Source organism: Brachybacterium sp. AOP43-C2-M15 (assembly GCF_052446295.1).
Taxonomy (GTDB): domain Bacteria; phylum Actinomycetota; class Actinomycetes; order Actinomycetales; family Dermabacteraceae; genus Brachybacterium.
The window spans coordinates 101,286-121,193 of record NZ_JBQSWB010000010.1 but is presented as its reverse complement, the minus strand read 5'-3'; the positions used below and the strand labels follow the sequence as shown (position 1 = coordinate 121,193).

General features: G+C 72.1%; 18 protein-coding genes. 9 read left to right on the top strand and 9 right to left on the bottom strand.

Annotated elements, in window-relative coordinates; all coding sequences use genetic code 11:
* Positions 1 to 78: 78 nt before the first annotated feature.
* Together ACT3SP_RS12680 and ACT3SP_RS12675 are read right to left on the bottom strand one after the other, a co-directional pair.
* Entirely contained in the window at positions 79 to 1,305 is a 1,227-nt protein-coding gene (locus ACT3SP_RS12680; RefSeq protein ID WP_444587656.1) for a N(5)-(carboxyethyl)ornithine synthase, read from the bottom strand.
* Between the two features lie 112 nt (positions 1,306 to 1,417).
* Positions 1,418 to 1,657, bottom strand: coding sequence for a PspC domain-containing protein (locus ACT3SP_RS12675; RefSeq protein WP_444587655.1), 240 nt, complete (start codon positions 1,655 to 1,657; stop codon positions 1,418 to 1,420).
* Between the two features lie 180 nt (positions 1,658 to 1,837).
* Here ACT3SP_RS12675 and ACT3SP_RS12670 point away from each other — a divergent pair, with 180 nt between their 5' ends.
* Together ACT3SP_RS12670 and ACT3SP_RS12665 are read left to right on the top strand one after the other, a co-directional pair.
* A complete protein-coding gene (locus tag ACT3SP_RS12670; RefSeq protein WP_444587654.1) occupies positions 1,838 to 2,848 on the top strand; it encodes a hypothetical protein in 1,011 nt (336 codons plus the stop codon).
* A gap of 132 nt (positions 2,849 to 2,980) precedes the next feature.
* Complete coding sequence (locus ACT3SP_RS12665; protein ID WP_444587653.1) at positions 2,981 to 3,748, top strand: phosphatase PAP2 family protein; 768 nt, start codon at positions 2,981 to 2,983, stop codon at positions 3,746 to 3,748.
* 85 nt (positions 3,749 to 3,833) lie between these two features.
* On the opposite strand, the gene ACT3SP_RS12660 is transcribed toward ACT3SP_RS12665, so the two are convergent.
* The 4 genes from ACT3SP_RS12660 to arfB all read right to left on the bottom strand — a co-directional run bounded on the left by ACT3SP_RS12660 (position 3,834) and on the right by arfB (position 6,738).
* Positions 3,834 to 4,193, bottom strand: a complete 360-nt coding sequence (locus tag ACT3SP_RS12660) for a TraR/DksA family transcriptional regulator (RefSeq protein ID WP_444587652.1) — start codon at positions 4,191 to 4,193, stop codon at positions 3,834 to 3,836.
* 97 nt (positions 4,194 to 4,290) lie between these two features.
* Positions 4,291 to 5,376, bottom strand: coding sequence for an LLM class flavin-dependent oxidoreductase (locus ACT3SP_RS12655; protein ID WP_444587651.1), 1,086 nt, complete (start codon positions 5,374 to 5,376; stop codon positions 4,291 to 4,293).
* A gap of 181 nt (positions 5,377 to 5,557) precedes the next feature.
* Positions 5,558 to 6,166, bottom strand: a complete 609-nt coding sequence (locus ACT3SP_RS12650) for a 1-acyl-sn-glycerol-3-phosphate acyltransferase (RefSeq protein WP_444587650.1) — start codon at positions 6,164 to 6,166, stop codon at positions 5,558 to 5,560.
* A 131-nt stretch (positions 6,167 to 6,297) separates the two neighbouring features.
* A complete protein-coding gene (gene arfB / locus ACT3SP_RS12645; protein WP_444587649.1) occupies positions 6,298 to 6,738 on the bottom strand; it encodes an alternative ribosome rescue aminoacyl-tRNA hydrolase ArfB in 441 nt (146 codons plus the stop codon).
* 74 nt (positions 6,739 to 6,812) lie between these two features.
* Here arfB and ACT3SP_RS12640 point away from each other — a divergent pair, with 74 nt between their 5' ends.
* The gene (locus ACT3SP_RS12640; protein WP_444587648.1) at positions 6,813 to 7,127 is read left to right on the top strand and encodes a 4a-hydroxytetrahydrobiopterin dehydratase; all 315 of its coding nucleotides are present in this window, start codon (positions 6,813 to 6,815) and stop codon (positions 7,125 to 7,127) included.
* A 98-nt stretch (positions 7,128 to 7,225) separates the two neighbouring features.
* Here the strand turns inward: ACT3SP_RS12640 and ACT3SP_RS12635 are convergent, their stop codons facing one another.
* Complete coding sequence (locus ACT3SP_RS12635; RefSeq protein ID WP_444587647.1) at positions 7,226 to 7,435, bottom strand: dodecin; 210 nt, start codon at positions 7,433 to 7,435, stop codon at positions 7,226 to 7,228.
* Between the two features lie 272 nt (positions 7,436 to 7,707).
* Here ACT3SP_RS12635 and ACT3SP_RS12630 point away from each other — a divergent pair, with 272 nt between their 5' ends.
* Positions 7,708 to 10,158 (top strand): sodium-translocating pyrophosphatase, encoded by a 2,451-nt coding sequence (locus ACT3SP_RS12630; protein ID WP_444587646.1) that lies wholly within the window; start codon positions 7,708 to 7,710, stop codon positions 10,156 to 10,158.
* A 28-nt stretch (positions 10,159 to 10,186) separates the two neighbouring features.
* On the opposite strand, the gene ACT3SP_RS12625 is transcribed toward ACT3SP_RS12630, so the two are convergent.
* Entirely contained in the window at positions 10,187 to 10,552 is a 366-nt protein-coding gene (locus tag ACT3SP_RS12625; RefSeq protein ID WP_444587645.1) for a hypothetical protein, read from the bottom strand.
* 252 nt (positions 10,553 to 10,804) lie between these two features.
* Here ACT3SP_RS12625 and ACT3SP_RS12620 point away from each other — a divergent pair, with 252 nt between their 5' ends.
* Positions 10,805 to 12,466, top strand: a complete 1,662-nt coding sequence (locus ACT3SP_RS12620) for an ABC-F family ATP-binding cassette domain-containing protein (RefSeq protein WP_444587644.1) — start codon at positions 10,805 to 10,807, stop codon at positions 12,464 to 12,466.
* A 9-nt stretch (positions 12,467 to 12,475) separates the two neighbouring features.
* On the opposite strand, the gene ACT3SP_RS12615 is transcribed toward ACT3SP_RS12620, so the two are convergent.
* Positions 12,476 to 13,375, bottom strand: coding sequence for an SDR family oxidoreductase (locus ACT3SP_RS12615; RefSeq protein WP_444587643.1), 900 nt, complete (start codon positions 13,373 to 13,375; stop codon positions 12,476 to 12,478).
* 148 nt (positions 13,376 to 13,523) lie between these two features.
* Here ACT3SP_RS12615 and ACT3SP_RS12610 point away from each other — a divergent pair, with 148 nt between their 5' ends.
* The 4 genes from ACT3SP_RS12610 (at position 13,524) to ACT3SP_RS12595 (ending at position 19,886) form a co-directional block, all read left to right on the top strand.
* Positions 13,524 to 14,474 (top strand): L-lactate dehydrogenase, encoded by a 951-nt coding sequence (locus ACT3SP_RS12610; protein ID WP_444587642.1) that lies wholly within the window; start codon positions 13,524 to 13,526, stop codon positions 14,472 to 14,474.
* Between the two features lie 245 nt (positions 14,475 to 14,719).
* On the top strand, positions 14,720 to 15,712 hold the full coding sequence (locus ACT3SP_RS12605; RefSeq protein ID WP_444587641.1) for a TAXI family TRAP transporter solute-binding subunit: 993 nt from the start codon (positions 14,720 to 14,722) through the stop codon (positions 15,710 to 15,712).
* A gap of 1 nt (position 15,713) precedes the next feature.
* Complete coding sequence (locus ACT3SP_RS12600; RefSeq protein WP_444587640.1) at positions 15,714 to 17,714, top strand: TRAP transporter permease; 2,001 nt, start codon at positions 15,714 to 15,716, stop codon at positions 17,712 to 17,714.
* Between the two features lie 138 nt (positions 17,715 to 17,852).
* Positions 17,853 to 19,886, top strand: coding sequence for a BCCT family transporter (locus tag ACT3SP_RS12595; RefSeq protein ID WP_444587639.1), 2,034 nt, complete (start codon positions 17,853 to 17,855; stop codon positions 19,884 to 19,886).
* Positions 19,887 to 19,908: the final 22 nt, after the last annotated feature.

Sequence of the window (19,908 nt, the reverse complement as noted above, 5' to 3'; positions counted from 1 at the left end):
CGCCCCGCCGTGACGGGCTCGTGGCAGGGGGATGAACACAGGGGGACGGGTCGCGCGCGGCCCTGTCGTGCGCGGTGCTCATCGCCGCACAGGATGCGGGTGCTCCTCCTCGCGCCGCTGGAAGTCCAGGATGCTCCGGTTCCGCACCTGACCGTCGCGGATCTCGATCGCGCGGGAGATCGTCATGCTGTCCTCCCACGCGGCGGGTCCCTCCATGACGGTGCGCAGGAAGGGCAGCAGCGCCTCGCTGATCTCCCAGGTCGCCGCATTCCACAGGTAGGACGGGCTGTGGTCCACGGCGTAGTGGTCCACGCCGGGGCCGACCGTGAACATCGGGTCGTCGAACCCGGTGGGCCGGGCCCATTCGAAGCCCATCCCCGCGTCGCAGGAGACGTCGATGATCAGCGATCCGGCGGCGAAGGCCCCCAGGTCGGCGGTCCGCAGGTACGTCAGGGGCGCGGAGACGTCCTGGAGGGTGCAGTGGACGACGATGTCGTGGGAGGCCAGGAACTCCGGCAGCGGGACGATGCCCTGCTGCGAGAGGACCTCGCTCTCGTGGAGCTCGCCCTCGTCGGTGTCGAGCTGGATGATCTGCGCACCGTGGATCGGCGAGGCCACCGCCGCGACCCCGCGCTGGGTGAGGATCTCGATGTCGTGGATGCCCTGGGCGTTCAGCGCCGTGACGGCGCCGCGCGCGGTGGCGCCGAAGCCGATCACCACGGCGCTGCGCCGCGGGCCGTAATGGCCGGAGATGCCGGTCAGGCTCATCGCGTGCAGGACCGAGCAGTAGCCGGCGAGCTCGTTGTTCTTGTGGAACACGTGCAGGCCGTAGTGGCCATGGCGGGTCCAGTGGTGCATCGCCTCGAAGGCGATGAGCGTGAGCCGCCGGTCGATCGCCGCCTGGGCCATCTCCGCGTCCTGCACGCAGTGCGGCCAGCCCCACAGCACGCGGCCCTCGGGGATCTCGTCCAGCTCGGCGGCCTGCGGCTTGGGCAGCAGCAGCACGTCGGCGGAGGCGATCACCTCGTCCCGCTCGGCGATGCGCCCCACGCGGGAGGCGACGAACCCGGGCTCCAGGGAGAGCCCGGCCCCGTAGCCGCGCTCGACGATCATCCGTGCGCGGATGTCGGGGTCGATGCGGTCCAGGTGGTGGGGATGGATCGGCAGGCGTCGCTCGTTCTCCAGCGAGGAGCCGGCGAGCAGGCCGAGGGTGAGCAGTTCCGCGTGCGGCTCGGGAGCCGGCGCGGAGCCGCTGACGCTCGCAGGGTCCAGCGGCGCTGGGGAAGGTCGTGCGGTGCCGGTCATCCGGACTCCCATCATCGGGGAACCGGTGTCAGCTCCGTCCATGACTGTACGCGTCCCCCGCGGCGGGGCGGCGACCGGCGGGCGGCCGGGCGGTGACGGGAGAACGGCACGGTCACCGGGAGAGCGCGCGCTCCAGCGGGATCGAACCGTCTTCCCACGGGGTCAGGATCCAGACGACCAGGTAGGCGCCGAAGCCCAGCACGGGCAGCAGGAAGGAGGCCAGGAGCAGCGCGCGGACCAGCCAGACGTCGATCCCGAACTTCTCGGCGAGGCCCCCGCCGATGCCGGCGAGGACGCGTCGGGGCCCGCGCCGGTATCCGAGGCCGCGGAGGGTGTCGAAGAGTGATCTCATGCCGAGGACGATACGCAGGGCCGGGGGCGCCGCGCAGTGGTGCTGACCCTCGAGGCGGGCGGGGGTCATCCCCACCCCCGTCGCAGCCCCCCGGTCCGCTCGCCCTCGAGCGGTCCGCAGGCCGCGTCGGGATCGGGCGGGTCGCCCTGCTAGCGTGACGCAGAGCCGAAGGAGGCCGACGTGTCCGCTGACCACACCCTGCCCGCGGAGCTCTCCCGGTTCCTCGCCGAACGCACGCGTCGGCCCGGACCGGCGGGGGAGGACGCCCCTGCGGATCCCGCCGCGCGCGCCGAGCACCTGCTGCAGCTCGCGTGCCTGAACTACACCCGGGACCGCCCTGGGTCGATCCGCCGTGCCCGCGCGCTGCTCGCCGCGGAGCCGGAGCTCGCCACGGCCGACGTGTTCACCATGGCGACCACCGGGGCGCACGAGGAGCTCGCACGGCACCTCGAGGACGATCCCGGTGCCGTGCACGCGAGCGGCGGACCGTTCGACTGGCCGCCCCTGCTCCACCTCGCCTACGGTCGGCTCGGCGACGGGCCCGGTCGCTCGGCCGTCCGCACCGCGGAGATCCTGCTCGCGGCGGGAGCGGATCCCGATGCGGGCTTCCTCTGGAACGGCGAGATCCCGCCGTTCACCGCCCTCACCGGCGTGCTCGGCGGCGGTGAGCAGGACCAGCCGCCCCACCCCGACGCCCTGACCCTCGCGAGGATGCTGCTCGCGGCGGGGGCGGACCCCAACGACGGCCAGGCCCTGTACAACCGCATGTTCCGCGAGGACGACTCCCATCTCGTGCTCCTGTTCGAGCACGGGCTCGGAGAGCCGAAGGATTCGGTCTGGAGGCGACGCCTGGGCGACGGCTCCTTCGCGGACGCGGCCCTGCCCACGCCCCAGCAGATGCTCACCGAGCAGCTCCGCTGGGCCTCCGGCCACGGGATGCTCGCTCGCGCGCGGCTGCTGCTCGAGCACGGGGTGGACCCCGACGGTCGCGGTCACCACCCCGGCTACGGCGACCGGACCTCCTACCGCATCGCCGTGACCTCAGGGTTCCCCGAGGTCGCCGCGCTGCTCGCCCACGCCGGTGCGGACACGGGCGCCACGGACACCGCCCGCACCGCCCACACCGCCGACACCGCCGACACCGCCCACAGCGCCCGCACCACCGATGCCCCGGACGGGAGGCGGGAATGAGATCCGCCTCACCCGATTCCGGTCCCCGGAAACCACTCCGGAACGGCGGAACTCAGAATCGTGTGTGGAGTTCGTGAGCTTCCACTCCGTCCTCTTCCGCGGGTCACGAGCGCTTTCTAGACTTTCTCAACGATGGTCGCCGAATCCCAGACTCCGTCCGACGCCCTGGTCGATCCCCGCCTCGCCAAGGGCCTCCTCGGCGACCCGAGCCGCAGCATGTTCGACCGTCTGACCTCGGTCCCCGTCCTCGCCGCCGCGCTGACGGGCCTCATGCTGCTGGCCGCCAGGCCCCTCAACGACCTGGACCTCTTCCTCGCCAAGCGCTGGCTCTACCGCGTCGAGCCGTCGTTGCTGCCCTTCGCGCAGAACGTGCTGGACCGCATCGCCGGACAGGCCGTCTGCCTTCCCGTCCTCGCCGTGGTCGCGATCGTGATCGCACGGCGCCGGCGCTCCTGGCGCCCCATCGTGATCGGTCTCCTCGCCGAGGCGGGATTCCTCCTCGGCGTCGGATCGCTGAAGGTGCTGACCGCTCGCGGCGTCACCTACGAGCGCGACCCGCGATTCTTCGAAGCCGGGTTCTTCGAGATGGGCTCGAAGGGGATCAGCTTCCCCTCCGGCCATGCTGCCGAGGCGGTGCTGATCTACGGCGCGGCCGTCTATCTCATCGCGAACTACACCGGGGCGTCGGACCGTCTCGTGCGCATCCTGCGCTGGGTCGTCGTGGCGATCACGATCAACTCGGTCGCGGTCTCGTTCCTCATCGGCTGGCACTGGGCCACCGACCTCGTCGGCGGAGTCCTCGCCGGAGGCCTGGTCCTCCGCCTCATCGTGGAATGGGACCGGCGCTCGCGTCGACGCGCCGAGGAGGGCGAGCCCCGCACGACCATCTCGGCTGCCTGACACCGCGCTCCGGCACGGCCCACGTCGTGGTCGGTGGGGGCGGGCTCGTGGAGCGGCCGCCGACCCGGACGGCGACCACACGCGCTCAGGGCGCGCAGTCGATGCAGGTGGTCGCCTCCGGCCTGACCTCGAGTCGTGCCGGGGCGATGGGGCGGCCGCACACGCGGCACCGCTCCTCCTGACCCCGCTCGGTGCGGGAGAGGGCCTCGTCGATCGAGGCGAGCTGGTCGCGCTTGGCCTGCTTCAGCCCCTCGAGACGGTCCCACTGCGAGGACAGCGGCACACCATCGGGGTCGTGCTCGTCGTCGTCGCTGAGCCCTTCGCGGGTGCTGCGCAGGGCGGTGAGCTCGTGCTCGATCTCCGTGAGCTGCGCGAGCACCTCGGACCGCCGTGCCTCGAGGCGGGCGCTGCGGGGACCCGCGGCGGGATTCTCCTGGTCGTCCATCCCGCCAGTCTGTCGGACCGCCGGCCTGCGGCACCGCCTGCCTGGGGGAGTGCCGCGCTGCCGGGCGCTCCTCGTGCTGCGGGAACGGGCCGGGCGATCAGGTCGCTGACGGGGACCAGCCCAGCATCGGCCCCAGACGGGCGGCGATGTCGGTGAGGATCTGGGCGTAGTCCTCGTGCTCGAAGCTGAACGGGAGCGCGAAGGCGACCTCGTCCACCTCGCGGAAGCCCGCGTGCGCGTGCAGCTGCTCGGCGATCTCCTCGCTGGTGCCGACGAGGTCGGGGGCGAACAGCATGCCGCGGGGACCCTGCGGGCTGCGGGTGCGGGGCAGGCGCTCCTGGGCGTAGTCGCGGTACCTCCGCTCCTGGGCGGCGGTGGCCGAGTCCGTGGGGATGACCACCAGGCCCTGCGAGACCCGGGACGGGGCCTCGGGAGCATGCTCGGCGGCCGCGGACCGGAACGCGCGGATCTGTGCGGCCTGCACCGCGGCGAAGTCGGGCTCCTCCTCGGGGTCCGGGAAGATCACGCTGCTGGAGAGCAGGTTCATGCCGTTCCGCCCCGCCCAGACGGCCGAGTCCATGCTTCCGGCCCCGTACCAGAGCCGGTCCCGCAGACCGGGGGAGTGCGGCTCCACGCGGCGGGAGAACTCCTCGACCACACCCTGCTTGCCGGAGAACTCGCGGACCGGGTCACCGGCGACGAAGCGCAGCAGGTGGGAGACCCGCTCCTTGGAGAAGTCCTCCGCCTCCGCGGTGTGGGGATGGAGCGCGTCCCTGACGGTCTCGTACTGCATCGGGGTGCCGACGCTGACGCCCGGGTTGACGCGCCCGCCGGAGAGCAGGTCCACGGTCGCGAGGTCCTCGGCCAGGCGCAGCGGGTTCTCCCAGCCCAGCGGCGTGACCGCGGTGCCCAGCTCGATGCGGCGCGTGCGCTGCGAGGCCGCGGCCATGACCGCCACCGGGGAGGAGATCCCGAACTGCAGGTGCCGGTGCCTCAGCCAGGCGCTGTCGAAGCCGAGGTCCTCGCCGAGCTCGATGATCCGCAGGGTCGACTCGTGGCCGTCGGCCGGGTGCTCCGGGTCGAACAGCCCGATGGTGAGGAAGCCCAGACGGCGCAGGGGCCGGGGGACGACAGGTTGGGGAGCACCCGGCGTGGGCGCCTCGGGCGGGGGGACGTCCGGCATGGGGGCACCTTCTTCGCGGGCAGGGGGCGGGAGATCGCCTGAGGCGCATCGTAGGGGACCGGTCGGTGGTGCTGCGGGGCCGTCTCCTCGGCAGGCAGGGACGGCGCCGGACCGGCACCCGCGCGGGGCCGTCCAGGCATCACGGAACCGGGCCCCGCACCGTCACGGGCCCGATGCAGGATCAGCGCGGCTCGGGGGAGCTGCTCCCGGGCGCCCCCGGCGCCTGGTCCTCCTCGCGCAGGCGCGGCTCGACCCGCGCCGCGGGGTGGTACCCGGACTTGTCCGCGTAGAACGCCCGGATCCGGTCCATGTCGGCGCGGATGTCGTCGCCGAGCGTGATCCGCGGCCCCAGCCCGGTGGTCATGGTGGTGCGATCCACGAAGCCGAGCGTCACCGGCAGGCCCGTCTCCCGGGCGATGCGGGCGAAGCCCGACTTCCAGTGCGTGTGCGCGCCCCGGGTGCCGTCCGGGGTGACCACGAGCCCGAACACGTCCCCCGCCCGCACCTGCTCCACGACCTCGGCGACCACGGCGCTCGGATCCCGGCGATCCACCGGGATCCCGCCCAGGGTGCGCATGATCGGGCCGCGCCAGGAGGTGAACAGGGTGTGCTTGCCCAGCCAGCGCAGCCGCACCCCCAGCCGCCAGGCGATCGCCAGCATCAGCGCGAAGTCCCAGTTCGAGGTGTGCGGGGCGCCGATGATCACCGTGGGGCGGTCCGGGGTGTGCGTGGAGACCAGCTTCCACGGGCTGACGGCCCAGAAGGCGCGGGCGAGGAGGCGACGGAGCATCTGCTCAACCTAGGCCAGTCGCGCGTCCTCGGAGGCGCGGACGCGCTGGGGCGTGCCGGGCGAATGCGACCTCGCCGCGCCGCGGGGCGGTGCAGCCGTGCACCGCTCCGGGCAGCTGCGGTGCGGGCCCGTCAGTCCGCGCCGGGCCGACGGCGGGTGTGCTTGAGCTCCGCCCGTCGGCGCTTCGCCTCCAGTCGCCGACGCTTCGACCCCTTGGTGGGCCGGGTCGCTCGACGCACCACGGGCGGTGCGACCGCCTCGCGCAGCAGGGCGGCCAGTCGTTCGCGCGCCGCCCGACGGTTCTGGCGCTGGGAGCGTTGCTCGGCGGCGGCCACGGTGAGCACGCCGCCCGCGAGCTTCGTCGAGAGCCGGGAGAGGACCCGGGCCCGCTGGACCTCGTCGAGCGCGCCGGTCGTGGTCAGGTCGAGGCTCAGCTGCACGCGGGAGTCGGAGGTGTTGACTCCTTGCCCGCCCGGCCCCGAGGCATGGGAGAACTGCTCGACCAGCTCCGCGGCGGGGACCCGCAGACCGCGGGGCGCACCGGGCCCCGGGGTCACCAGCAGATCGTCCATGCCTCCAGTGTCCCGTACGACCGCGTCCTCCCGCAGGGCTGGCCGTCGGCCCCCGGAGGGCGCACGATGGTGGCATGGCTGATCCGAAGAAGACCCTGTCCTCCGCCGAGATCGAGGAGGCCGCGCTCGACGACTGGCGCCGCGAGGGGGAGACCCTCACCGCCCGCTTCTCCACCGGCGACTTCGCGACGGGGCTCGCGCTGGTCGACCGTATCGGCGCCTCCGCCGAGGAGGCGGACCACCACCCGGACCTCACCCTGACCTATCCCGAGGTCACCGTGACCCTCTCGAGCCACGACGTCGGCGGGATCACCAGCAGGGATCTCGACCTCGCCCGCATCGCCAGCGAGCACGCCGCGGCCCTCGGCGTCAGCGCCTCGAGCGACTGAACCGGGGTGGGGGTGTCCGGGACGGCGGCGCCGCGGTCCTCGGGCACCGACCGAGCGCGCCGGCCCGTGCGGTGTCGACTCGCTCGGCCGGAGCGGGCTCAGGACTCGTGCCGGAAGCCGATCTTGATCGTCACCTGCCAGTCGGCGACGTAGCCGTCCACGATGTGCCCGCGGGTGGACTGCACCTCGAACCAGTCGAGGTTCCGCAGGGTTCGGGATGCCTCGGCGAGAGCGTTCTTCACGGCGTCGTCGGTGCTCTCCGGTGAGGTGCCGACGATCTCGGTGACGTTGTAGACGTGGCCTGCCATGGTGACCTCCTGGTCGTCGACCGCGGGGCCGGACCCCGCGGGATCGGTGCGATCACGCTACGCCTCGGGGGGTGCAGGGGCCAGAGCGGATCGGGGCCAGGTGAGGGCGTCGTCGCACGGCACAGGCCCCCGGACTCCGCAGACCCCGGAATCCGCAAACGGTGTTCTCCGGGCCTCATCACCGCTAGGGTGCCCTGATCAGGGCTGTGCACTGGCTCACAGTGCACGGCGATCTCCAGGACCCGACCCCACGACGACGTGCGGAGGACCTCATGACACCGGATTCCCTCACCCTCTCCGCGGCGAGCCTCGGCACCGTCGCGGTGATCGTGGTGATCGCTCTGATCGCGATCGCCATGGCCCTCAGGTTCCGCACCGAGGTGCTGCGCGCACACACCGGGACCGAGGCGATGAACGAGGTCGCCGGTGCCGTCCAGGAGGGCGCTGCGGCGTATCTCCGTCGCCAGCTGCGCACTCTCGCCGTCTTCGCCGCGATCGCCTTCGTGCTCCTGCTGCTCCTGCCCGCGCACGGCGTCGAGGGCGCCGAGGGGCTGTTCCTGCGCGGCGCCCGGTCGGTCGCCTTCCTGGTCGGTGCCGCCTTCTCCGGCCTCATCGGCTACCTGGGCATGTGGCTCGCGGTGCGGGCGAACGTGCGCGTGGCCGCGGCGGCCCATGAGACCGGACGGGACCCGGCGATGCTCATCGCCGTGCGCACCGGAGCCTGCGTCGGCATGGCCACCATCGGCTTCGGCCTGCTGGGCGCGGGGATCGTGGTGCTGGTCTTCCGCGGCAACGCCGCGCTGGTGCTCGAGGGCTTCGGCTTCGGCGCCGCGATGGTCGCGATGTTCATGCGCGTCGGCGGCGGCATCTTCACCAAGGCGGCCGACGTCGGCGCCGACCTCGTGGGCAAGGTCGAGCAGAACATCCCCGAGGACGATCCCCGCAACGCCGCGACCATCGCGGACAACGTCGGCGACAACGTCGGCGACTGCGCGGGCATGGCCGCTGACCTCTTCGAGTCCTACGCCGTCACGCTCGTCGCCGCCCTGATCCTGGGCCGCGCCGCCTTCGGCGAGGCGGGCATGGTGTTCCCGCTGATCGTTCCCGCGATCGGCGTGCTCACCGCGCTGATCGGCATCTACCTCACCACTCCGCGGACCGGGCAGAGCGCGCTGACCACCATCCGCCGCTCCTTCCTGCTCTCCGCGGTCATCTCCGCGGTGCTGTGCACGGTCGCGGCCTTCCTCCACCTGCCGGGCAGCTTCGCGGAGCTCGGCATCCAGGACGTCACCGCCGCGATCGACGACCCCCGCCTGGTGGCCTCGGGCTCGGTCGCGATCGGCATCGCGCTCGGCGTGCTGATCCTGTACCTCACCGGCTACTACACGAGCACCGAGGACCGCCCCGTGCGCCAGGTCGCCGCGACCTCGCGCACCGGCGCCGCCACCGTGGTGCTCTCCGGCTTCTCGCTGGGCCTGGAATCCGCCGTGTTCACCGCCCTGGTGATCGCCGGCGCCGTGTTCGGCGCCTTCCTCCTGGGCGGGGCCGGGGTCGCCGGGCTGTTCGCGATCGCGCTGGCCGGCTGCGGTCTGCTGACCACTGTGGGCGTGATCGTCGCGATGGACACCTTCGGGCCGGTCACCGACAACGCCCAGGGCATCGCCGAGATGTCCGGGGACGTCGACGGCGAGGGCGCCCAGGTCCTCACGGAGCTCGATGCCGTCGGCAACACCACCAAGGCGATCACCAAGGGCATCGCGATCGCCACCGCGGTGCTCGCCGCGACCGCCCTGTTCGGCTCCTACACCGACTCCATCCGCGGCGTGCTCGGCGATCGGTACGAGGACTTCCTCGCCCAGTCCGTGGTCTTCTCCCCGCAGACCCTGGTGGGCGTGATCATCGGCGCGGCCGTGGTGTTCCTGTTCTCCGGCCTCGCCATCAGCGCCGTGGGCCGCGCCGCCGGCGCCGTGGTCTACGAGGTGCGCCGCCAGTTCCGCGAGATCGACGGGATCATGGAGGGCACCGCCAAGCCCGAGTACGGCAGGGTCGTGGACATCGTCACCCGCGATTCCCTGCGCGAGCTCGCGACCCCTGGCCTGCTCGCCGTCGCCGCCCCGATCGCGGTGGGCTTCGGCCTCGGCGCCCCGGCGCTCGCCGGCTACCTGGCCGGTGCCATCGCCTGCGGTGTGCTCATGGCGATCCTGCTCGCCAACTCCGGCGGTGCCTGGGACAACGCCAAGAAGATCGTCGAGGACGGCCACCACGGCGGCAAGGGCTCGCCCGCCCACGAGGCGACCATCATCGGCGACACCGTCGGCGACCCGTTCAAGGACACGGCCGGCCCCTCCATCAATCCGCTGATCAAGGTGATGAACCTGGTCGCCGTGCTGATCGCCCCCGCGGTGGTGGGGATGAGCGCGCTGAGCGGCGAGGCGAACCCGATGCGGTTCCTGATCGCCGCGGTCGCGGTGGCGGCGATCGCCGTGGCCGTCACGATCTCCATCCGTCGCGGCGTGGTGCTGGACACCGAGGACGTCGATGCCGACGTCGGCGCCGACGACTCCGACCCGACCGACACCGACCGCACCGACACCGACCCCTCCGACACCGACCCGACCGGCTCCACCGACGACGTGGCGCCGGGGACGGTGACGACCGGACGCCGCGCGGCGTCCGAGGGTGCCGAGCCCTCGGCACGGGACCGGGCCCGTCGCTCGGACTGACGCGTCGCCCTGACGACAGAGGGGCGCGTCAGAGGCGTCCGCCCGCCGCCTGCCCGTCTGCGACCTGCCCGCTCGTCGGCGACGGGGGCGGATCCGAGACCGGGCGGGCCAGCAGATCGAGCGCCAGCGCCACCGCGGCCTCCGGGGTGTCCGCCGCGCGGAGCACCGGTGCCGGAGACGCGGACGAGCCCACGAGCCATGCGGGAGAGCCCTCCTCGCCCCTGCGCGCCACGACCACGACGCCGTCGGGACGGCGTATGCGCAGCAGCGGGCGCTCCGGGTCGAGCTGCGACGACGCGGCGATCTCGGGGCGCGCGGCGACGAGATCTCGCCGGATGCGGTCGCACTCGAGCCAGTCGCCGAAGGCGACGGCGAGGCCAGGGGTGAAGCGCATGAGGGGTCCTTCCACAGAGCCGGGCTCCGCCGCCGACGGGGAGGGTCGGCGCGCGAGGAGGTGCCGCGACTCCGACGGAGGAGGGCACGAGCAGATGATGCGACACGTGTACGACACTCGAGCCGCCCTGCGTACGAGGTCCTGCGACCGCAGACCGCCGACCGCCGCCCGCTGCCCGCCGACCGACGACCGCCGACCGGCCTCCGGTGCGAGGCGTCGCGGCGCCGGCGCGCGAGGTGGAAGGATGGTCCGATGACCGCCACCCTCGTCACCCACGGCCTTGCCGGAGGGTACGGCCACCGCACCCTGTTCGACGGTCTCGACCTCACCGTCGCCCCGGGTGACGTGATCGGCGTGGTCGGCGCGAACGGCGCCGGGAAGTCCACCCTGCTGCGCCTGCTCGCCGGGGTCGAGGCCCCGCAGGAAGGTGCCCTCACGCTCTCCCCGTCGGACGCCTTCGTCGGCTGGCTGCCCCAGGAGCACGAGCGCGTCCCGGGCGAGACCGTCGCCGCATACGTCGCCCGCCGCACCGGCTGCGCCCGGGCGACCGCCGCGATGGACGCCGCCGCCACCGCGCTCGAGCACGAGGCGCCACGCGGCGGGCCGGATCCGGCCGACGTCTACGCCGCCGCACTGGACCGCTGGCTCGCCAGCGGCGCCGCCGACCTCGAGGAGCGGCTGCCCGTCGTGCTCGCCGACCTCGGTCTCCCCTGCGGACCCCGCGAGGTCCAGCAGATCACGATGACCTCGCTCTCCGGCGGTCAGGCCGCCCGGGTGGGACTCGCCGCGCTGCTGCTGTCCCGCTTCGACCTGGTGCTGCTGGACGAGCCCACCAACGACCTCGACCTCGACGGCCTCGCCCGGCTGGAGACCTTCGTGCAGGGCCTGCGCGGGGGAGCGGTGCTGGTCAGCCACGACCGCGAGTTCCTCGCGCGCTGCGTCACCGAGGTGCTCGAGCTCGACCTCGCCCAGCACTCCCATCGGCTCTTCGGGGGCGGCTACGAGGCCTACCTCGAGGAGCGCGCGACGGTGCGCCGCCACGCCCGAGAGCACTACGAGCAGTTCGCGCAGAAGAAGGAGGACCTCGTCTCCCGCGCCCGCACCCAGCGCGAATGGTCCAGTCAGGGCGTGCGCAATGCGATGCGGACGTCACCGGACAACGACAAGGTGCGTCGCCGCGCCCAGAGCGAGTCCAGCGAGAAGCAGGCCCGGAAGGTGCGGCAGATGGAGAGCCGGATCGCGCAGCTCGAGGAGGTCGAGGAGCCGCGCAAGGAGTGGCAGCTGCAGTTCACCATCGGGGCCGCACCGCGCTCGAGCTCCGTGGTCGCGACCCTCTCCGGCGCGATCGTGTCGCAGGGCGACTTCACCCTCGGGCCGGTCTCGCTCGAGGTCGGCGCGGGAGAGCGCATCGGGATCACGGGCCCCAACGGCGCCGGCAAGTCCACCCTGCTGCGCCTCCTGCTCGGTGAGACGCCGGCCGACGAGGGCTCCGCCTCGCTGGGTGCGAGCGTGCGGATCGGCGAGATCGACCAGGCCCGCTCGCTGTTCACGGGTGCAGCGCCGCTCGCCGACGCCGTCCAGGCGCAGCTGCCGGGGACGATCCCGGCGGACGTGCGCACCCTGCTGGCCAAGTTCGGGCTGCGCGCGGACCATGTCGGCCGCAGCGCCGCCGAGCTGTCCCCGGGGGAGCGCACCCGCGCCGCGCTCGCCCTGCTGCAGGGCCGCGGCGTGAACCTGCTGGTGCTCGACGAGCCCACCAACCACCTCGACCTGCCCGCGATCGAGCAGCTCGAGCAGGCGCTCGAGAGCTACCGGGGCACCCTGCTGCTGGTCACCCACGACCGCCGCATGCTGGAGACGGTGCGCACCGATCGCCGCTGGCAGGTGGAGGGCGGACAGGTCTCCGAGCGCTGACCCGGGCAGTCATCGGCGCGGACGGTCCCCGGGGCGGGGCACCTTGGTGCGCAGCGCCCAGAACAGCATCCGCCCCATCGCCGTGGGCCCGTACCGGACCCCCTCCCGGAAGGGCCCGTCGGACCGCAGCGCGGCGTCGGATCCGCCGTCGACGAACACGATCTGCCCGGCCATGAAGGAGTTCTCCTCGCTGACCATCCAGGCGATCGCGTCCGCGACCGCCTGCTCGGGACCTGGGAAGCCGAGGGGCTGGGGGAGCGCGGAGGCGAGCAGGCGCTCCCGGGCGCGGTCGGGGGGCGGCGAGGGCCGCCCCGCGCCCTCCGCCTCCGCCGAGACCACCCCGGGCGCGATGACGTTCAGGACCACGCCCGTGCCCGCCCAGTCGTCCGTCGTCGCCGACTGGCGCACCCACCGGTTCAAGGCCGTGTGCGTGGACCGGTGCACCCGGTCGCCGCGTCCGGCGGAGATCGCGTGCTCGGCCGCGAGATGCGCAGCCTCCTCGTCACCGCGCAGGCAGGCGGCGATGACGTCCTCCTCGCCAGGCGCCAGGGAGGAGGACGAGGAGAGGATCGCGACCCGGGGCGAGGTGCGACGGCGCAGCAGGGGGCGCAGCCCGGCCAGGGCCGCGAGGGTGCCGAAGTAGTTCACGTGGACCGCGTCGGTGCCCGGGAAGAGGACGTCATCGGCGAGGACCAGGCCGTCGACGCCGCCGGGTGCGAGCTTCTCGACCTCGGCGACCAGCAGATCCCGGCCGAGGTCGCCCACCAGGTCCACCTGCACCTCGCAGTCAGGGCGCCGCCCGCAGCGGATCACCCGCGCGCCGCGGTCGGCGAGGGTGCGTGCCGCGAGCGCGCCATGGCCGTCGTCGGCTCCGGTGACGACGTAGGTCCGGCCTTCGTGTCGGGGCATCATCGGCTCCCTGGGTCTCCCGGTCACCGGCGGGACCGCACGGCGCCTCGCGATCGAGGGTATGACCTCCGAGAGTACGCGGGATGGGCCCCGAGGTCACGGGAGGAACGTCCTTCCCGGGGCCGGGAGCTCTCCGTACTGTGTCCGCATGATCGAGAACTCGAAGCTCACCGTCGTCGGGGCGGGCGCCGTCGGCTCCTCCGTCGCCTACGCCTCCCTCATCCGCGGCTCCGCCCGCCACGTCGCCCTCTACGACATCGACGCGGCCAGGACCGAGGCCGAGGTGCTGGACCTCGCCCACGGCACCCTGTTCACCCCCGCGAGCGACATCAGCGGCGGCTCCGACCTCTCAGTGGCCGAGGGCTCCCACGTCGTGGTCATCACCGCCGGAGCCAAGCAGAAGCCGGGCCAGACCCGGATCGAGCTGGCCGCCACCAACGCGGGGATCGTCGGCTCGCTCATGCGGCAGCTGCTCGAGGTCGCGCCCGAGGCGATCTTCGTGATCGTCACCAACCCCTGCGACGTGCTCACGATGCTCGCCCACGAGGCCTCCGGCCTGCCCGCCGAGCGCGTGTTCGCCTCCGGGACGCTGCTGGACTCCTCCCGCCTGCGCTGGGAGATCGCCCGTCGTACGGGCGTGGCGCCCACGAGCGTGCACGCCCAGATCGTCGGCGAGCACGGGGACACCGAGTTCCCGCTGTGGTCCGCCGCCCGCCTCAACGCGGTGCCGATCCTGGACTGGAGGGGCGAGGACGGTGAGCCCCGCTTCACCCTGGACGAGCTCGATCGCATCGCGGTGGACGTGCGCGATGCCGCCTACACGGTCATCCGGGGCAAGGGCGCGACGAACCACGCGATCGGGCTGTCCAGCGCCCGCATCGTCGAGGCGATCCTCGGCGACGAGAACGCGGTCCTGAACGTGGCCACCGTCCTCTCCGACTTCCACGGCATCGACGGCGTGGCCCTGTCCGTGCCGTGCCTCGTCGACGCCGGCGGCGCCCGCCCGATCCACGAGACGCCCTTCGCGGAGCACGAGCTCGCCCGGCTGCGCGCCTCGGCCGACGCGCTCGAGGAGGTCGCCGCCGGCCTGCGCGGCTGACCTGCGCGGCTGACCTGCACGGCTGACCCGCGCGGCCGGCGTGCGCCGCCGATCCGCGCGACCGTCGGCGCGGGGCCCGGACAGTCCGTTACCGCACTGTTGCCCTCCAGGTGCCCATAACGCGGGGAGGAACCTGCACAGGTGTGCTGTGATGGGAGGCACCCATCACTCGGACCGGTCCCTCGGTGCGGTCGGTCCGTTCCGGAGCACACGACCGCGCTCGATCGCGCTGCTGAGGAGCAACCATGACCATCCGACGACGGACTTTCGCGACACTGGGCCCGCTGACGGCCCTCGGACTGCTCGCCGCCTGCGGCAGCGAGAACGGCGGCGGCGACGGCGGCGGGGACGAGGGCGACTTCGTCACCGATCTGACCCTCGGCACCGGCGGCACCGGCGGCGTGTACTACCCGCTGGGCGGCGAGTACGCGGCCATCTACGAGGCCAACATCGACGACGTCTCCGTCAGCTACACCGATTCCGGCGCCTCGGTGGAGAACATCGGCAAGATCTTCCAGGAGGAGTGGCAGCTCGGCATTGTCCAGTCCGACACCGCGAACTCCGCGGTGGCCGGCTCCGGCGAGTTCGAGGGCGCCCAGGTCGACAACCTCGGCTGGATCGCCGGGCTCTACCCCGAGGCCGCCCACATCGTCACCCTGGCCGGGAACGGCATCGAGAACCCGGCCGACCTCGCGGGCAAGCGGATCGCCGTGGGCGACGTCGGCTCGGGCACCCGTGCGGTCTCCGACGCCATCCTCGCCGCCTACGACATCGGCGAGGGCGACTACGAGCCCTTCGAGCAGGACTTCGCCAGCTCGCTCGACCTCCTCCGGGACAACAACATCGACGCCTCGGTGTTCGTGGTCGGCACCCCCACCGGTGCCCTGGGAGACCTCGCCGCGACCAACGACGTCGCCCTGGTCTCGGTCGATGAGGACAAGGCCGAGCAGGTGGCCGCGGAGAGCCTCTTCGACGTGTACACGATCGAGCCCGATGCCTACGACTTCCTCGAGGAGCCGGTGGTGACGCTCTCGGTCGCGGCGGCGCTGGTCGCCTCGACCACCCAGGTCAGCCCGGACCTCGCCTACGAGATCACCAAGGCGACGTTCGAGCACGCCGACGAGATCACCCTGGCGCAGAGCGACCTGATCGGCCACGACTTCGCGCTCTCGGGCCAGGGGGACGTCCCGCTGCACCCGGGCGCCGAGAGGTACTACGAGGAAGAGGGACTCCTCTGAGATGAGCACGGAGGACCACGAGGACTCTCCAGCGGTCCCGGCGCTCGAGGTCGACGAGCAGACGCAGCAGGAGGCCGAGGCGCAGGCCGAGGAGGTGCTGCGCGAGCACGACACCGCCAGCCGGTACCGCACGAAGCTCGGGCTGTGGGCGTGGGTGGTGGGCGGCCTGTCGGTCGCCCTCACCCTGTTCCACCTGTACACCGGCATCTTCGGATCGCGTCCGTCCCTGATCCAGGGCGCGATCCACCTCGGTGCGGCGGCGTCGCTCATCTTCCTGCTCTATCCCGCGGGGAAGAGGGTCGAGCGCCGCGGCGGGAAGATCGGCATCCCCTGGTGGGATGCAGTCCTCGCGGTGGTCGCGCTCGCGGTCAACCTCTACATCGTGGTCCGGTACTCGCACCTGACCAGCAATCTGGTGCAGATCATGGGCTTCGACACGATCGACTACGTCGTGGCGACGCTCGGCATCGTCCTCACCCTCGAGGCGACCCGTCGCTGCGTGGGTCTGCCGATCGTGGTGATCGCCTCGCTCGCGATCGGCTACTCCACGCTGATCGTCGGCCAGTCCTGGCAGAGCTACGCGGTGGGCACCTACTTCACCTCCAGGGGCGGGATCTTCGGCACCCCGATCCAGGTCTCCTCCACCTTCATCTTCCTGTTCCTGCTGTTCGCGGTCGTGCTGATCCGCACCAACATCGGCACTCTCTTCAACGACCTCGCCTTCCGGCTCACCGGCCGCTTCACCGGGGGTCCCGCGAAGGCTGCGGTCGCGGCCTCGGGCCTGCAGGGCATGATCTCCGGCTCCTCGGTGGCCAACACCGTGGCCTCGGGCTCCTTCACGATCCCGCTGATGAAGCGGGCCGGTTTCCGACCCCATTTCGCGGGCGCCACCGAGGCCACCGCCTCCACCGGCGGTCAGATCATGCCCCCGATCATGGGCGCCGCGGCGTTCATCATGGCCGAGTACACCGGAATCCCCTACAACGAGATCATCATCATCGCGGTCATCCCGGCGGTCCTCTACTTCCTGGGGGTGTTCCTCTCGGTCCACTTCGAGGCGAAGCGCATGCGGATCTCCGGCATGCCCTCCTCGCAGCTGCCCGGATGGAAGAGCATCCTGCTGCGGCTGGACCTGCTGCTCCCGCTGATCATCATCGTCTCGATGATGCTCTCCGGCTTCTCGCCCGCCCGCGCCGCACTGTGGGGCGTGGCGGTCGCCTTCGCCCTCAGCTTCCTGCGCCGCTCGACCCGGCTCTCGCCGCTCGGCATCATCCAGACCCTCGAGGCCGGTGCCCGCACCGCCCTGCCCGTGATCGCGGCCTGCGCGACCGCGGGCATCGTGGCGGGCACGGTCACCGGCACCGGGCTGGGGGGTCGGCTCGGCAACGCCGTCATCAACATCGCCCAGGGCAACTTCCTGCTGGTGCTGCTGATGACGATGATCGTCTGCCTGATCCTGGGCATGGGCCTGCCGACCACCGCGAACTACGTGGTCACCGCGACCGTCGCGGCGCCGATCCTGATCAACAACTTCGACGTGCCGGTCATCGCGGCCCACATGTTCGTGTTCTTCTTCGGCATCCTCGCGGACGTCACCCCGCCGGTCTGCCTGGCCGCCTACGCCGGGTCCGGCATCGCCGGCTCCAACCCGATGAAGACCGGTGTGACCGCGCTGCGGCTGGCGATCGCCGGCTTCCTCATCCCCTTCGTGTTCGTCCTCGAGCCGTCGCTGCTGCTCGAGGGCCCCGTGAGCGATCTGATCCCGGCCCTGGTCACCGTGGTCCTGGGGATGGTCGCCATCGCCAGCGGCCTGGCCGGGTACCTCTTCGGGGACGCGACCAGACTCGAACGCGCCGTGCTGATCGTCGGTGGTGTGCTGATGGTCTACCCCTCGGTCATCGTGTCGATCATCGGCATGGCGCTCGCACTGCTCATCGTCGCGCTGCAGCTCGCTCGTCGCGGCCGTGACCGGAGCGAGAGGGGCACCCCTGCCACTGCCTGAGACCTGCCTCCGCCTGAGACCTGCCTCCGCCTGAGACCTGCATCTGCCGGAGAACGGCTGCTGCCTGACCGACCCCTCCGCCCCAGACCGGCGCCGTTCGAGACGCGCCCTCCTGCCCCACCCGAACGGAGCCACGACATGACGGACGAGCACGAGCCCGACCCCAAGCCCAAGCCCTGGGAGGCACGGGGCGAGCGACGCGGGTCCCGGGGACGCCCGGCAGGGAACCCGCTGGCGAGCATCGACTACTCGCGGCCGAAGTACCCCCATGACATCCACCCGGCCCTCGTCCCGGGGATCGGCATCGACGAGCAGCGCCGTCGCTACGGCGTCGACATGTTCGTGTTCGGCGTCGCCGGCATCCTCGCCGTGGCCTTCGTGATCTGGGGAGTCCTCAACCCGGCGAGCGTCGGGGAGGTCGCCAACGCCGCCTACGGGTGGGTCATGACCCACCTCGGCTGGCTCTTCAACGCTGTGGCCACGGTGGTGCTGGTCACCCTGCTGATCCTGGCCTTCTCCCGGTACGGGCGGATCCCGCTGGGCAAGGACGGGGAGACCCCGGAGTTCTCCACCTTCTCGTGGGTGGCGATGCTGTTCGCCGCCGGGCTCGGCATCGGTGTGATGTTCTGGGGCCCCTCGGAGCCGCTGACGTACTTCCTGTCCCCGCCGCCGCTGACCAACGAGGCCGAGTCCGTCGAGGCGCTGCACGGGGCGCTCGCGCAGACCTACTACCACTGGGGATTCCACGCCTGGGCGATGTACGCGCTGGTGGGCGGAGCCGTGGCCTACGCCGCCTATCGGCGCGGGCGCACCCTGCTGATGTCCTCGATCTTCGAGCGCCTCTTCGGCAAGAAGCACTCCGAGGGCTGGGCGGGCCAGCTGGTGGACGTCTTCGCGATCATCGCGACCCTGTTCGGCACCGCCGCCGCGCTCGGCATCGCGGTGCTGCAGATCGGCGAGGGCTTCGTGATCGTCTCCGGCGCCTCGCAGCTGACCAACACCATGATGATCGTGATCATCGCCGTGCTCTCGATCGGCTTCGTGCTCTCCGCGGTCTCCGGCGTCTCCCGCGGCATCCGCTACCTCTCGAACATGAACATCGTGCTCACGATCGGCTTCGCCGGAGCACTGTTCATCCTGGGGCCCACGCTCTTCCTGCTGAACCTGCTCCCCTCGGCCGTCATGGAATACCTCGGCTCGCTGCTCGAGCTGATGGCGCGCTCGTCCTCCTGGGGCGCGGACACCCTCGACTTCCAGTCCGCCTGGACCGTCTACTACTGGGCCTGGTGGATCTCCTGGTCGCCCTTCGTGGGAGTCTTCATCGCGCGCATCTCCCGCGGCCGCACCATCCGCCAGTTCGTGCTCGGGGTCATCCTCATCCCCTCCTCCCTGCTGTTCCTGGCCTACGGCATCATGGGCGGCACCGCGATCTCGATGTACCGCGACGGCTCCCTGGGCCAGATGGACTCCGTGAACCCGGCCCAGGTGCTGTTCACGATGGTGGAGAACCTGCCGTTCGCGGAGTTCCTCCCGATCCTGATCATGGTCATCCTGGCGATCTTCTTCATCACCGCCGCGGACTCCGCCTCCGTCGTGATGGGCATCCTCACCACCCAGGGCAGCCAGAGCCCGCCCAAGCCGGTCGTCGTCTTCTGGGGTCTGGTGATGGGCGGCATCGCGGTGGTGATGCTGCTGCTGGGCGGCGAGACCGCGCTACAGGGACTGCAGTCGCTGGTGATCATCACCGCGGTGCCCTTCGCCCTGGTGATGCTCCTGATCATCGTCGCCTGGCTCCGGGAGCTGCGCAGCGACCCCCTCACCCTGCGCCAGCAGTACGCGGAGGCGGCGATCGACAACGCCGTGGTGGACGGCGTGGACCGGTTCGACGACGACTTCAGCCTGCAGGTGGTCCGCACGGAACCGGGCGAGGGCGCGGGGGCCGCGGTCGACTCCACCGACGGGGAGTTCACCGAGTGGTACCAGCGCACCGACGAGAACGGTCGGCCGGTCGGCTACGACTTCGCGACCGGGCAGTGGGCCGACGGCTGGAATCCCGAGACGGGGGCGATCGAGGTCGTCCCCCTCACCGGGGGATCTCCTGCGGACGAGGACGGCGCCGTCGGGAGCCCTGAGGGTCCGGGAGAGCCTCCCGAGCACCCCGCCTCCCGCTGACGCCCGGCGCCCCACCACCTCC

Bases quoted from the DNA above. Each gene is read 5' to 3' on its own strand.
- ACT3SP_RS12595 (WP_444587639.1), top strand. From the start codon at position 17,853: ATGACGGACGAGCACGAGCCCGACCCCAAGCCCAAGCCCTGGGAGGCA.
- ACT3SP_RS12655 (WP_444587651.1), bottom strand. From the start codon at position 5,376: ATGCCGGACGTCCCCCCGCCCGAGGCGCCCACGCCGGGTGCTCCCCAA.
- ACT3SP_RS12615 (WP_444587643.1), bottom strand. From the start codon at position 13,375: ATGCCCCGACACGAAGGCCGGACCTACGTCGTCACCGGAGCCGACGAC.
- ACT3SP_RS12610 (WP_444587642.1), top strand. From the start codon at position 13,524: ATGATCGAGAACTCGAAGCTCACCGTCGTCGGGGCGGGCGCCGTCGGC.
- ACT3SP_RS12600 (WP_444587640.1), top strand. From the start codon at position 15,714: ATGAGCACGGAGGACCACGAGGACTCTCCAGCGGTCCCGGCGCTCGAG.
- ACT3SP_RS12640 (WP_444587648.1), top strand. From the start codon at position 6,813: ATGGCTGATCCGAAGAAGACCCTGTCCTCCGCCGAGATCGAGGAGGCC.
- ACT3SP_RS12635 (WP_444587647.1), bottom strand. From the start codon at position 7,435: ATGGCAGGCCACGTCTACAACGTCACCGAGATCGTCGGCACCTCACCG.
- ACT3SP_RS12630 (WP_444587646.1), top strand. From the start codon at position 7,708: ATGACACCGGATTCCCTCACCCTCTCCGCGGCGAGCCTCGGCACCGTC.
- ACT3SP_RS12675 (WP_444587655.1), bottom strand. From the start codon at position 1,657: ATGAGATCACTCTTCGACACCCTCCGCGGCCTCGGATACCGGCGCGGG.
- ACT3SP_RS12605 (WP_444587641.1), top strand. From the start codon at position 14,720: ATGACCATCCGACGACGGACTTTCGCGACACTGGGCCCGCTGACGGCC.
- ACT3SP_RS12650 (WP_444587650.1), bottom strand. From the start codon at position 6,166: ATGCTCCGTCGCCTCCTCGCCCGCGCCTTCTGGGCCGTCAGCCCGTGG.
- ACT3SP_RS12665 (WP_444587653.1), top strand. From the start codon at position 2,981: ATGGTCGCCGAATCCCAGACTCCGTCCGACGCCCTGGTCGATCCCCGC.
- ACT3SP_RS12660 (WP_444587652.1), bottom strand. From the start codon at position 4,193: ATGGACGACCAGGAGAATCCCGCCGCGGGTCCCCGCAGCGCCCGCCTC.
- arfB (WP_444587649.1), bottom strand. From the start codon at position 6,738: ATGGACGATCTGCTGGTGACCCCGGGGCCCGGTGCGCCCCGCGGTCTG.
- ACT3SP_RS12625 (WP_444587645.1), bottom strand. From the start codon at position 10,552: ATGCGCTTCACCCCTGGCCTCGCCGTCGCCTTCGGCGACTGGCTCGAG.
- ACT3SP_RS12680 (WP_444587656.1), bottom strand. From the start codon at position 1,305: ATGACCGGCACCGCACGACCTTCCCCAGCGCCGCTGGACCCTGCGAGC.
- ACT3SP_RS12620 (WP_444587644.1), top strand. From the start codon at position 10,805: ATGACCGCCACCCTCGTCACCCACGGCCTTGCCGGAGGGTACGGCCAC.